This window comes from Paracoccus sp. N5, assembly GCF_000371965.1.
Classification (GTDB): domain Bacteria; phylum Pseudomonadota; class Alphaproteobacteria; order Rhodobacterales; family Rhodobacteraceae; genus Paracoccus.
On the sequence record NZ_AQUO01000001.1, the window covers coordinates 580,466 to 592,824 of the forward strand.

Genomic DNA, 12,359 nt, shown 5'->3' on the forward strand with positions numbered 1-12,359 from the left:
CAAGATTTAGGGGCGCACTCCTCTGGAGCGCGCCCTTTCGCATGAAGAGGCACCAGCTTTCCCCAGGAAAATCAGGGATTTGCAGGATCGCGCGGTGCAGCCGCGGCGCCGGCCAGATTCGATGCGGCAAAGTGACTGTCAAGCGCGAAGATCGGTTGCTGGGCGGCGGCGGTTCTTGCTAGCTTCGTCCCTGCGATTCACCATCGCGCCTGGGGGACATGCTTCAGCGGTCAGCACGACCGCCACCCGCTGAAGCGGCAGCAGGATCAATTTTTGGATCCGCTACCGATGACGCGCAAGCCGGCTGCCACCGGCCTGCGTTTCGTGTCTGAACGTTTCGGCCGCAGGACGGCTCTGCGCGACGCTTCGGCGGCGCCGGATGTCCTGTTGCCGAAATTTGTCCGTCGGGCCGGTGCAAGGCGCCTCATGCCGGGAATCCGGCAGAGATCGGGGACAAGAGACGGACTTGGGCGAGACAATGGACACAGTTTGGGGACAGGCGCGTGCGGAACTTCAGAAGATCGTCGGAGCCGACAGTTTCTCGACCTGGATCGAACCGCTGCGCCTGACCGGCGTCGCCGAGGGCACCGCGACCATCGCCTGCCCGACGCGCTTCCTGTCCGACTGGGTCTCGCGCCATTACAGCGACGACATCCTGAAGGTGCTGGACCGCGTCGGCGGCCCGGTGCAGCGGCTGAGCTTCGAGACCCGCAGCGCCTCGGCCCGCCCGCCGGCCGCCGCCCCCGCGGTGAAGCGCCCGGCGCCCCGCGCCGCGGTGGACGAGGATCTGGCCGCGCCGCTGGACAGCCGCTTCACCTTCGAGAATTTCGTCGTCGGCAAGCCGAACGAGCTGGCCCATGCCGCCGCGCGCCGGGTGGCCGAGGGCGGGCCGGTGACCTTCAACCCGCTGTTCCTTTACGGCGGCGTCGGCCTGGGCAAGACCCACCTGATGCATGCCATCGCGCGCGAGATCCAGATCCGCCAGCCCGAGGCGCGGGTGCTGTATCTGTCCGCCGAGCAGTTCATGTATCGCTTTGTCCAGGCGCTGCGCGACCGCACCGTGATGGATTTCAAGGAGCTGTTCCGCACCGTCTCGGTGCTGATGGTCGATGACGTGCAGTTCATCGCCGGCAAGGACAGCACGCAAGAGGAATTCTTCCACACCTTCAACACCCTGGTCGATCAGGGCAAGCAGATCGTCATCTCGGCCGACCGCGCGCCGGGCGAGATCAAGGACATGGAAGAGCGCATCAAGTCGCGCCTGCAATGCGGGTTGGTCGTGGACCTGCACCCGACCGATTACGAGCTGCGCCTGGGCATCCTGCAAAGCAAGACCGACAGCTTCCGCGCGCAATATCCCGGGTTGCTGATCGCGCCGGGCGTGCTGGAGTTCCTCGCGCATCGCATCACCTCGAATGTCCGGGTGCTGGAAGGCGCGTTGCAGCGGCTGTTCGCCTTTGCCAGCCTGATGGGCCGCGAGATCACCCTGGACATGACCCAGGAATGCCTGGCCGACATCCTGCGCGCCAACGACCGCAAGGTGTCCATCGAGGAGATCCAGCGCAAGGTGGCCGAGCATTACAACATCCGCCTGGCCGACATGATCGGGCCGAAGCGCGTGCGCACCGTCGCCCGGCCGCGGCAGATCGCCATGTATCTGTCCAAGCAGATGACCTCGCGCAGCCTGCCCGAGATCGGGCGCCGCTTCGGCGGGCGGGATCACACCACCATCATGCATGGCGTGAAGAAGATCGAGGAATTGCGCGGCGCGGACCGCAGCCTGGCCGAGGACATCGACCTGCTGCGCCGCCTGCTGGAAGCCTGATCCATCCGCTTGACCTTGTGCGGAATTGTGCCAAATTGGCGCCCCGCGCCGCCGCGCAAGATCGACTTGAGGACCGACCATGAAATTTTCGATTGAACGTGCCGATCTGGTGAAGGCGGTCTCTCAGGCCCAGTCCGTCGTCGAGCGTCGCAACACCATCCCGATCCTGGCCAACGTGCTGATCGAGGCCACGCCGGAAGGCGTCAGCCTGCGCGCCACCGACCTGGACACCGAGATCGTGGACCGCGCGCAGGCGCAGGTCGAGCGGCCGGGCGCGACCACGGTCTCGGCCTCGATGCTGAACGACATTGCCCGCAAGCTGCCGGACGGCGCGCTGGTGCAGCTCAGCCTGGACGCGGCCTCGCAGCGGCTTTCGGTGCAGGCGGGGCGGTCGAACTTCAGCCTCGCGACCCTGCCGCGCGAGGATTTCCCGGTCATGTCCTCGTCAGAATATTCGGCGAATTTCTCGGCTCCGGCGGCGGTGCTGCGCCGGCTGTTCGACAAGTCGAAATTCGCCATCTCGAACGAAGAGACCCGCTATTACCTGAACGGCGTCTATATGCATGTGGCCGAAGGCGAGGACGGCCCCAGCCTGCGCTGCGTCGCGACCGACGGCCACCGGCTGGCCCGCATCGACGCGCCCCTGCCCAAGGGGGCCGAGGCCATGCCCGGCGTGATCGTGCCGCGCAAGACCGTGGGTGAGCTGAAGAAGCTTCTGGACGACGACGAGGCCGAGATCGCGGTTTCGGTCAGCGAGACCAAGGTGCGTTTCGCGACGCCGACCATCACGCTCACCTCGAAGGTGATCGACGGCACCTTCCCGGATTACAGCCGCGTGATCCCCTCGGGCAATGCCCGCAAGCTGGAGGTGGACGCCGGCGATTTCGCCAAGGCGGTGGACCGGGTGGCGACGGTCAGCAGCGAACGCTCGCGCGCCGTCAAGCTGTCGCTCGACGAGGATCGGCTGGTCCTGTCGGTGAATGCCCCCGATGCCGGCGCGGCCGATGAGGAACTGCCCGTGGCCTATGCCGACGAGCCGCTGGAGATCGGCTTCAACGCCAAATACCTGCACGAGATCGCCAGCCAGATCGAGCGCGAGAACGCGGTCTTCCTGTTCAACGGCTCGGGCGACGCGGCGCTGATCCGCGAGGGCGGCGACACCAGCGCGGTCTATGTCGTGATGCCGATGCGCGTGTGACGCTTTCCCGGCTGCACCTGGTCCAGTTCCGCAGCTGGGCCCGGCTCGACATCGAATTGGACGACCGGCCCGTCGCCATCCATGGGCCGAACGGCGCGGGCAAGACCAATATCCTGGAAGCGATCTCGATGCTGTCGCCCGGCCGCGGCATGCGCGGCGCGGCGCCCGGCGACCAGGCCCGCAAGGGGCCGGAGGTCGGCTGGCAGATCCGCGCCCGGATCGGCGAGCATGAGGTCGCGACCCGCGCCCTGCCCGGCCAGCCGCGCGAGGTGGCGATCGACGACAAGCCCGCGACGCAGATCGCGCTTGGCCGGCTGATGCGGGTGATCTGGCTGACCCCGGCCATGGACCGGCTGTGGACCGACGCGCCGGAACAGCGGCGGCGCTTCCTGGACCGGGTGACGCTGAGCTTCACGCCGAGCCATGCCGAGGATGCGTTGGGTTACGAAAAGGCGATGCGCGAGCGCAACCGGCTGCTGAGGGACGATATCCGCGACCCCGGCTGGTATCGGGCGCTGGAGGCGCAGATGGCCGAGATGGGCGCGGCGATCACGCGCAACCGGCTGGACGCCATCGCCCGAATCACCGCGGCGCAGGACGGGGCCGGGACCGCCTTCCCCTCGGCCAGCCTGGCGCTGCTGCCGGGCGAGGGTTTCGCGGATGATCCCGACGCCGCGCGCATCGCCGCCCGGCTGGCCGAGGGCCGCAGCCGCGACATGGCCGCCGGACGCACGCTGACCGGCCCGCATCGCGCCGACCTGGGCGCGCATTGGGGGCCGCAGGCGATGCCCGCCGCGCTGTCCTCGACCGGCGAGCAGAAGGCGCTGCTGCTGTCGCTGATCCTCGCCAATGCCCGGGCGCTGGCGGGGGAAAGCGTGGTGCTGCTGCTCGATGAGGTGGCGGCGCATCTGGATGCGGACCGCCGCGCCGCGCTTTACGACGAGATCTGCGGCTTGGGCGCGCAGAGCCTGCTGACCGGCACCGGGCCCGATCTGTTCGAGGCCCTGCGGGGCCGGGCGCAGTTCCTGGCGGTCGAGCGGCAGGGCGAGACGTCGAGCCTCGCCATGGGTATTTGAGGAGCAAAGAAGCCGGCTTCGCATCGATTCGGGTATTTGGGAAACGGTGAAGCTCAGGGGTCGAGCATCAGTTCCACCCGTTCGAAGCGGGTGACATCGACCAGGCCCAGGTCCGAGATCCGCAGTTCCGGGATCACCACCAGCGCCAGCAGCGAATGCTGCATATAGGCGTTGTTGAGCGTGCAGCCGCAATCCTGCATCGCCTGGACGATGGCCTGGGCGGCCTCGGCGACTTCGGTGGCGGGACGGTCGGACATCAGCCCGGCGATGGGCAGGGCGACGCTGGCGAGCTCTTCCCCGTCCCGGAAGACGGTGACGCCGCCACCGAGCGCACCAAGGTGGTTCGCGGCCGCGGCCATGGTCTGGCGGTCGGTGCCGACGACGATCATGTGGTGGCTGTCATGCGCGACGGTCGAGGCGACCGCCATTCGGCCCCGGTAACCGAAGCCCGAGACGAAGCCGTTGACCACGCCGCCCGTGCCGCGGTGGCGTTCGACCAGCGCGATCTGGCAGGTCTCGCCCTGGCCCTCGATCACGCCGTCGCGGATCGGCAAGCTGGCCTCCAGCGCCCGGGTCGGAGCCTGGTTCTCGACCACGCCGATGACGCGGACGCGGGCGCTGTCGCCGGCGGCGCGGATTTCGAAGTCGCCGGCGGTGAGGGTCTTGCCCAGATGCACGGAGTTGCGCGCCGCCTCGGGCCAGGCGATGCGCGGGCAATCGACCAGCAGCTTGCCGCCTTCCGCCACCACAGCGCCTTGGGCGATCACCGTCTCGATGGGCAGGATCGTGAGGTCGCTGCTCAGGATCAGGTCGGCACGGCGCCCCGGGGTGATGCTGCCCAGTTCGCGTTCCAGGCCGAAGTGGCTCGCGGTATTGATCGTCGCCATCTGGATCGCCACCAGCGGATCGCAGCCGCAGGCGATGGCGTGGCGCACCACCCGGTTCATGTGGCCGTCATGGACCAGCGTGCCGGAATGGCTGTCGTCGGTGCAGAGGATGAAGAAGCGCGGGTCGAGCCCCTTTTCGGTGATCGCGGTGATCTGGCTTGCCACGTCATACCAGGCCGAGCCCAGCCGCATCATGCAGCCCATGCCCTGGCGGACGCGGGCGATGCCCTGCGCCTCGGTCGTCGTCTCGTGGTCGTCATTGGCGCCGCCGGCGACATAGGCGTGAAAGGGGCGGCCCAAGTCGAGGCTGGCGTAATGGCCGCCGACGGTCTTGCCCGCCGCGCGGGTCGCGGCGATCTCGGCCAGCATCTGGCGGTCGCCCGCGGCGACGCCGGGGAAGTTCATCATCTCGCCCAAGGCCACGATGCCCTCCCAGCCCATGGCCTGGGCGACCTCGCCCTCGGTGATCGGCGCGCCGGTGGTTTCCAGGCCAGGGGCCGAGGGCGCGCAGCTGGGCATCTGGGTGAACATGCTGATCGGCTGGATCAGCGATTCGTCGCGCATCAGCCGCACGCCTTCCAGACCCAGCACATTGGCGATCTCGTGCGGGTCGTGGAAGATCGTCGTGGTGCCATGCGGGATCACCGCCGCCGCGAAGCCGGCCGGCGTCAGCATCCCCGATTCGACATGCATATGCGCATCGATCAGCCCCGGGACCATGAAGCGGCCCGCCGCCTCGACCAGCTGCGTGTCAGGGCCGATCGCGGGGCCGGCATCGGGGCCGACATAGGCGACGCGGCCGTCGGCCACCGCCACGTCGATGCCGGGGATCACCTCGCGCGTGTGGACGTTCACCCATTGCCCGCCCCGGATCACCAGATCGGCCGGGGCGCGGCCGGCCGCCACCTCGACCAGGCGCGGCTGGGATTCCGTCCATTGCTTCAGCATCGCTGTCTCCTTGTTCCTGGCCCCCAGATTGCGGCAGGGTGGCGCGGAAGGAAAGGCGGCGTGATGGAATGGAGCGGCGAGGCCAGCGTGATGACCGGCGCGAGGCATGGCGAGAATGCCGTGATCCTGACCGTGCTGACGCGCGAGGCAGGACTGATGCGCGGGCTGGTGCCCGGCGGCGCCAGCGCCAGGCGCGCGGCCATGCTGCAACCCGGCAACAGGGTCAGCCTGCGCTGGCGGGCGCGGCTCGAGGATCAGCTGGGCACCTTTGTGGTCGAGCCGGGCCGGGCGCGGCCCGGGCTCATCGCCGGGGCGGATGCGCTGGCCGGGGTCAATGCGGTGACGGCGCTGCTGGCCTGGGCCCTGCCCGAGCGCGACCCGCATCCGCGGCTTGCGGACGCGACCGAGGTGCTGCTGGACCTGATGGATGCCGGCGCCGACTGGTCCGAGGCCTATCTGCGCTGGGAAATGCGGCTGCTCGACGAATTGGGATTCGGCCTGGACCTGACCCGTTGTGCCGTCACCGGCACGCGCGAGGGGCTGGCCTATGTCAGCCCGCGCTCGGGCCGGGCGGTGTCGGCACAGGCGGCGGGGGACTGGGCGCCGCGGCTGTTGCCGCTGCCGGCGATGCTGGGCGGGCGCGGCAATGGCGGGCTGGCGGATGCCCTGGCGCTGACCGGGCATTTCCTGCATGCCCGGCTGGCCGAGATCCATGCCGGCAGGCCGCTGCCCGCCGCCCGCGCCCGGCTGGTGGCGCGGCTTACGGGGTCACAACCTTCCAGCGAATGGTGACATCGGGTCCGGTCATGACCAGGGCGTCGCCTTCGCGCCGCGCCTCGCGCACCGCGGCGAGCGCCTGGAAAAAGGCGTGCTCGCCGCCCTCCTGCAGGCAGGCGCGCCGGGTGGTCGCCAGCGCGCCCAGGTCCAGCGCCGGCAGCGTGGCCCGGTTGCGGCCGGTGAAACTGTTGCAGGGGCCCTGCCCCGAAACCGCGCCGTCCTCGGCAATGCGCAGCCTCGGCTCCCCCGAGACCGCGACCCCCTCGACCGCGATCAGCGCGTAATCGCCGGGGATGGCCGCATCGGTTTCGGCTTCCGTCACGCAGGCCGCCAGGGCCAGCGGCAGGGCGAGCAGGATTTTCCGCATCGTCCGCTCCTTTGCGAGGGCGCGCCCCTGGTCATTTCTCCTTGCGATAGCCCGGCTCATAGGTCAGGTAGGTCGGCCCCTTGATGGTCAGCACGCCGCCTTCGTAGCTGATGCCATTGGCGCCCGAGAGCGCCTGGAAGTAGCGCGATTCCAGCTGGCCGGCCTTGCCCGAACAGGCCGCTTCCGTCCTGGTCAGCGCGCCCAGGGCAAAGCCCGGCGGCTCGGCGGTCTGCGGCGCGGAATAGTGGTTGCAGGGCGCCTGGCCCGAGATCGAGCCGTCGGCCTCGATGGTCATGCCGACATTGCGCTGCGGCACGGTGTCCGAGCCGATGCCGACCAGCACATAGGGGCCGGTCGGCACGTTCGAGCCGGGGGTCGAGGGCGCGTTCGGCTCGCAGGCGGCAAGGCCCAGCGTGGCGGCAATCGCCGCGGAAATCAGGGGGATGCGGGTCATTGGCAGCTCCGGTTCTGTTGTTGCCGCCATAATGCCTGAACGGCCCCCGCTGTCCAGCAGGGGCCGGAATTTCATCCTAGTCCAGTAACCTGCGTGCAATAACCTGGGCCTGGATCTCGGCCGCGCCCTCGAAGATGTTGAGGATGCGCGCGTCGCACAGCACCCGGCTGATGGTGTATTCCAGCGCGAAACCGTTGCCGCCATGGATCTGCAAGGCGTTGTCGGCGGCCGCCCAGGCGACGCGGGCGCCCAAGAGCTTGGCCATGCCGGCTTCCAGGTCGCAGCGGCGGCCGTGGTCCTTTTCCCAGGCGCTGAAATAGGTCAGCTGGCGGGCGATCATGATCTCGACCGCCATCATCGCCAGCTTGTCGGCGACGCGGGGGAACTCGATCAGCGACTTGCCGAACTGCTTGCGGTCGATGGCATAGCGCAGGCCGATCTCGGCCGCGCATTGCGCCACGCCGACGGCGCGGGCCGCGGTCTGAATCCGTGCCGATTCAAAGGTTTCCATCAGCTGCTTGAAGCCGCGCCCCGGCTCGCCGCCCAGCAGGTTCTCGCCCTTCACGCGGAAGCCGTCGAAGCCCAGCTCGTATTCCTTCATGCCGCGATAGCCCAGCACCTCGATCTCGCCGCCGGTCATGCCGGGGGTCGGGAAGGGGTCGTCGTCGGTGCCCGGAATCTTTTCCGCCAGGAACATCGACAACCCGCGCCAGTCGGTGCTGTTCGGATCGGTGCGCGCCAGCAGCGTCATCACATGGGTGCGCTGCGCATGGGTGATCCAGGTCTTGTTGCCGGTGACGACCCAATCGTCGCCGTCCTTCGCCGCGCGGGTGCGCAGCGACCCGAGGTCGCTGCCGGTGTTCGGCTCGGTGAAGACCGCCGTGGACAGGATTTCTCCCGAGGCGAGCTTCGGCAGCCATTTCGCCTTCTGCGCATCGGTGCCGCCGCAGAGAATCAGCTCGGCCGCGATCTCGCTGCGCGTGCCCAGCGAGCCGACGCCGATATAGCCGCGCGACAGCTCTTCGGTCACCACCACCATCGAGGCCTTGGACAGGCCGAGCCCGCCGAATTCCTCGGGGATGGTCAGGCCGAAGACGCCGAGCTCCGCCAGCTCCTCGATGATCTCCATCGGGATCAGCTCATCCTTCAGGTGCCATTCATGGGCGTTCGGGATGACGCGATCCTCGGCATAGCGGCGGAACTGGTCGCGGATCATCTCCAGATCCTCGTCCAGGCCCGAGGCGCCGAAGGTGGCACGGCCGTGGTTGTCCTGCATCAGCCGCACCAGCTCGGCCCGGGCGGCAGGGGTATTGCCGCGCATCAGCGCCCGCGCCGCGTCCCCCGGTGTCCAGTCGAGGCCGAGGTCCGAAAGCCGGGCGAATTCGGTCTGGCTCATCGGGATGCCGCCGGCGATCTGGGTCAGGTATTCGCCCAGGCCGATCTGCAGGATCAGCGCCTCGGCCCGGCCGAGCGTGCCGGTCTCGGACAGACGGCCGGCCCAGCCGGCCAGCTGGCGGATCGATTCGACATAGGTGGTCAGCCAGGACAGCGTATGGGCGGCGTGCTGGTGTTCCTCCAGCAGCTCCGCCTGCGGCTTGCCGGCGGGGGCGACCAGCGCGCGCAGGGCCTCGGTCGCGCGGGATTGCAGGGCCTGAAGCTCGGGCACGGTCTTGGCGGCAAGCTCCAGCAGGGCGGCGGGCGTGTCGGCTGGCATCGCGGGCATGTCCTTCATGGCGGAATCCTTTTGCGGCGTCGCAGCATGACTAGCCGTTTCGCGGCCGCAGCGCAACTATCATGCGCGGGGCGGCATCTCAGCGAACGAAAATGACCCACCGAACTCGGCCTTTCTTTCTTGCCCAAATATCCCGGGGGAACGCCGCAGGCGTGGGGGCAGAGCCCCCGACCCGCTTGCATCCGCCGCCCCCTGCATTATGGCTGCCTCATGTTCGGACTGGACCCTTTCCACCTGGCACTCGCCATCGCCATCACGCTGTTTTCCGGCTTCGTGAAGGGCGCGATCGGCTTTGCCATGCCGATGATCATGCTTTCCGCGCTGGGATCGTTCCTGCCGGCGCAGCAGGCGGTGGCGGCGGTGATCCTGCCGGTGCTGCTGACCAACATCCGCCAGGCGCTGCGCCAGGGCTGGCGGCCGGCCGCGCGGGCGAGCTGGGCTTATCGCTGGCATATCGGCATGGTGGTGCTGTTCATCCCGGTCAGCGCCTTTTTCGCGACCCGGGTGCCGCAATGGCTGATGTATGCGCTGATCGGCGTGCCGATCACGCTTTACGCGGGCTGGCAGCTGGCCGGCCGCAGCCTGGCGCTGCCGATCCACCACCGCCGCCGGGCCGAGATCGCCACCGGCATCATCGGCGGGCTGATCGGCGGCATCTCGGGCATCTGGGGGCCGCCGCTGATCGTGCTCCTGCTGTCGCTGCATGCGCCCAAGGCCGAACAGATGCGGGTGCAAGGCGTGGTGTTCTTCATCGGCGCCGTGGTGCTGACGGCGGCGCATCTGCAATCGGGGCTGCTGAACGCGCAGACGCTGCCCTTTTCCGCCGCGCTGGTCATTCCGGCGATCATCGGCATGGGACTGGGCTATCTGGCGCATGACCGGCTGGACGTGGCGCAGTTCCGGCGCTGGACGCTCTTGCTGCTGGTTCTGACCGGGCTGAACCTGATCCGCCGGGCGCTGGAACTGCTGGGGCCGCCGGTGTAACCCTGCCGCCAAGACAGGAGAGTGCCGATGACGCCAGACCCCGCCCGACTGACCGCCGAACTGATCCGCTGCCCCTCGGTCACGCCCGAGGAGGGCGGCGCGCTGGAGTTGCTGGCGCGCGTGCTGGCCGAGGCGGGTTTCGAATGCCGCCGCGTCGATCGCAACGGCGTGCCGAACCTGTTCGCGCGCTGGGGGGCCAGGGGCGCCCGGACCTTCGGCTTCAACGGCCATACCGACGTGGTGCCGCCGGGCGACCCGGCCAGCTGGACGCATCCGCCGTTTTCCGGGGCCGAGATCGACGGCTGGATCTGGGGCCGCGGCGCCACCGACATGAAATCCGGGGTCGCGGCCTTTGCCGCCGCCGCCATCGGCTTCGTGACCGAGACACCGCCGGACGGCGCCGTGATCCTGGCCATCACCGGCGACGAGGAAGGCCCCGGCCGCGACGGCACGCTGGCGCTACTCGACTGGATGGCCGCCAACGGCGAGCGCATGGATGTCTGCATCGTCGGCGAGCCCTCGAACCCCGACCGCATGGGCGAGATGATCAAGATCGGCCGGCGCGGCTCAATGACCTTGCAGATCGAGGCCCGGGGCGTGCAGGGCCATGCCGCCTATCCGCATCGCGCCAGGAACCCGGTCCACGCCCTGCTCGGGCTGCTCTACGACCTGACCAGCCAGCCGCTGGACCAGGGCACGGCGCATTTCGACCCCTCGGGCCTGCAAGTGACGACCATCGACGTCGGCAACCCGGCCTCGAACGTGATCCCGGAAAAGGCCCGGGCGACGATCAACATCCGCTTCAACGATGCGCATAGCGCGGCCAGCCTCGATGCGATGATCCGCGCCAAGGCCGAGGCGATCGCCCAAGCGACCGGCGTCGGCTTCGGCATCGCGACCGATGTCTCGGGCGAAAGCTTCCTGACCGCGCCCGGCCCCTTCGTCGAACTGGTCGCGGGCGTGGTGCGCGCGGAAACCGGGCTCGACCCGGTGCTCTCGACCTCGGGCGGCACCTCGGATGCGCGTTTCGTCAAGGATCACTGCCCGGTGCTTGAATTCGGCCTGGTCGGCCATTTCATGCATCAGGTCGACGAGCGCGTCCCGGCCGAGCAGGTGCGCCAGCTGGCGCGCATCTATCGCCGCATCCTGGAGCAGTATTTCGCATGATCGAAGAGACCACCGACCTGGAAACCTGCCGCGCCATCCGCCGCGCGGTCTTCATCGTCGAGCAGGCCGTGCCCGAGGCCGAGGAATGGGACGGCCGCGACGGCGAGGCGATCCACCTGCTGGCCCGCGACGCAGCCGGCGCGGCTATCGGCACCGCCCGCATCCTGACCGAAGGGCAGACCGGCAAGATCGGCCGCGTCGCCGTGCTGCAAGCCGCGCGCGGCACCGGGGCGGGCGCGGCGCTGATCCGCGCGGCGCTCGCGCGGCTGCGCGCCACGCCCGGCATCAGCCGCGCCAAGCTGGGCGCGCAGACCCATGCCATCGGTTTCTATGAAAAGCTGGGCTTCGTCGCCTATGGCCCGGAATATGACGACGCCGGCATCCCGCATCGCGACATGGCGCTGGAATTCTGATGATCCGCCCGGAGCTGGCCGAAAAGCTGCGCCCCTGGGCCGAGACCGGCGCGGCACTGGCCGCGGTGGGCTTCGGGCTCTGGGTGTTCTCGCTGGGCGGCTGGCTGTTCTGGCCGCTGGGCGGGCTGATCGCCGCCGCCTCGGCCGCCTGGGCGCTGGATGCGCGCCGGCGCATGCGCTTTCGCCACGACGGCCTGGGTCCCGGCATGGTCGAACTGGACGAGGGCGCGATTCGCTACCTGTCGCCGAACCGGCTGCTGGGCGGCGAGATCGGCCTGCGCGAGCTGACCGAGATCCGGCTGATGCGCCTCAACGGCCGCAGCCACTGGCGGCTGAAAAGCATCGCGGGCGAGGCGCTGCTGGTTCCCGTCGATGCGCGCGGCGCGGAATTCCTGGCCGGCGCCTTTGCCACCCTGCCCGGCATCGACATGGGCCGCGTCGCCGCCGCGCTGGCGCCCGGCGCGCCGACGATCCAGACCGTTTGGACCAGGCCCGCGCGCGCCGCCTTGACTTGAGCCCCGGGCCTTGCCA

Annotated in this window: 12 protein-coding genes; 8 read left to right on the forward strand and 4 right to left on the reverse strand. The window is 69.2% G+C overall.

The window, feature by feature from the left end:
- Window positions 1-478 precede the first annotated feature (478 nt).
- From dnaA to recF, 3 genes are all read left to right on the forward strand, one after another.
- The gene (gene dnaA / locus PARN5_RS0102945; RefSeq protein ID WP_017998305.1) at window positions 479-1,825 is read left to right on the forward strand and encodes a chromosomal replication initiator protein DnaA; all 1,347 of its coding nucleotides are present in this window, start codon (window positions 479-481) and stop codon (window positions 1,823-1,825) included.
- 79 nt (window positions 1,826-1,904) lie between these two features.
- Window positions 1,905-3,023, forward strand: coding sequence for a DNA polymerase III subunit beta (gene dnaN, locus PARN5_RS0102950; protein ID WP_017998306.1), 1,119 nt, complete (start codon window positions 1,905-1,907; stop codon window positions 3,021-3,023).
- The gene (gene recF / locus PARN5_RS0102955; protein WP_017998307.1) at window positions 3,020-4,099 is read left to right on the forward strand and encodes a DNA replication/repair protein RecF; all 1,080 of its coding nucleotides are present in this window, start codon (window positions 3,020-3,022) and stop codon (window positions 4,097-4,099) included. Before dnaN ends, recF begins: the two co-directional genes overlap by 4 nt.
- Window positions 4,100-4,152: 53 nt before the next feature.
- On the opposite strand, the gene ade is transcribed toward recF, so the two are convergent.
- Window positions 4,153-5,934, reverse strand: a complete 1,782-nt coding sequence (gene ade / locus PARN5_RS0102960) for an adenine deaminase (RefSeq protein WP_017998308.1) — start codon at window positions 5,932-5,934, stop codon at window positions 4,153-4,155.
- Between the two features lie 63 nt (window positions 5,935-5,997).
- On the opposite strand from ade, the gene recO reads away from it, so the two are divergent.
- On the forward strand, window positions 5,998-6,726 hold the full coding sequence (gene recO / locus PARN5_RS0102965) for a DNA repair protein RecO (RefSeq protein WP_017998309.1): 729 nt from the start codon (window positions 5,998-6,000) through the stop codon (window positions 6,724-6,726).
- On the opposite strand, the gene PARN5_RS0102970 is transcribed toward recO, so the two are convergent.
- The 3 genes from PARN5_RS0102970 to PARN5_RS0102980 all read right to left on the reverse strand — a co-directional run bounded on the left by PARN5_RS0102970 (window position 6,695) and on the right by PARN5_RS0102980 (window position 9,264).
- Window positions 6,695-7,078: an META domain-containing protein gene (locus tag PARN5_RS0102970; RefSeq protein WP_017998310.1), complete on the reverse strand. Its 384-nt coding sequence runs from the start codon at window positions 7,076-7,078 to the stop codon at window positions 6,695-6,697. The genes recO and PARN5_RS0102970 overlap by 32 nt on opposite strands.
- 31 nt (window positions 7,079-7,109) lie before the next feature.
- The gene (locus PARN5_RS0102975) at window positions 7,110-7,532 is read right to left on the reverse strand and encodes an META domain-containing protein (protein WP_017998311.1); all 423 of its coding nucleotides are present in this window, start codon (window positions 7,530-7,532) and stop codon (window positions 7,110-7,112) included.
- Window positions 7,533-7,608: 76 nt separating this feature from the next.
- Window positions 7,609-9,264, reverse strand: a complete 1,656-nt coding sequence (locus tag PARN5_RS0102980) for an acyl-CoA dehydrogenase family protein (RefSeq protein ID WP_017998312.1) — start codon at window positions 9,262-9,264, stop codon at window positions 7,609-7,611.
- A 210-nt stretch (window positions 9,265-9,474) separates the two neighbouring features.
- Between PARN5_RS0102980 and PARN5_RS0102985 the strand changes: the two genes are divergently transcribed.
- Genes PARN5_RS0102985 through PARN5_RS0103000 form a run of 4 tightly spaced genes read left to right on the forward strand, consistent with a single transcriptional unit; the run spans window position 9,475 to window position 12,343 of the window.
- A complete protein-coding gene (locus PARN5_RS0102985; protein WP_017998313.1) occupies window positions 9,475-10,248 on the forward strand; it encodes a sulfite exporter TauE/SafE family protein in 774 nt (257 codons plus the stop codon).
- A 27-nt stretch (window positions 10,249-10,275) separates the two neighbouring features.
- Window positions 10,276-11,415 (forward strand): succinyl-diaminopimelate desuccinylase, encoded by a 1,140-nt coding sequence (gene dapE / locus PARN5_RS0102990; protein WP_017998314.1) that lies wholly within the window; start codon window positions 10,276-10,278, stop codon window positions 11,413-11,415.
- Window positions 11,412-11,828 carry a GNAT family N-acetyltransferase gene (locus tag PARN5_RS0102995; RefSeq protein WP_017998315.1) on the forward strand — a complete coding sequence of 139 codons (417 nt, stop codon included), beginning with the start codon at window positions 11,412-11,414 and terminating at the stop codon, window positions 11,826-11,828. Before dapE ends, PARN5_RS0102995 begins: the two co-directional genes overlap by 4 nt.
- Window positions 11,828-12,343, forward strand: coding sequence for a hypothetical protein (locus PARN5_RS0103000; protein ID WP_017998316.1), 516 nt, complete (start codon window positions 11,828-11,830; stop codon window positions 12,341-12,343). Before PARN5_RS0102995 ends, PARN5_RS0103000 begins: the two co-directional genes overlap by 1 nt.
- The last annotated feature ends 16 nt before the right edge of the window (window positions 12,344-12,359 follow it).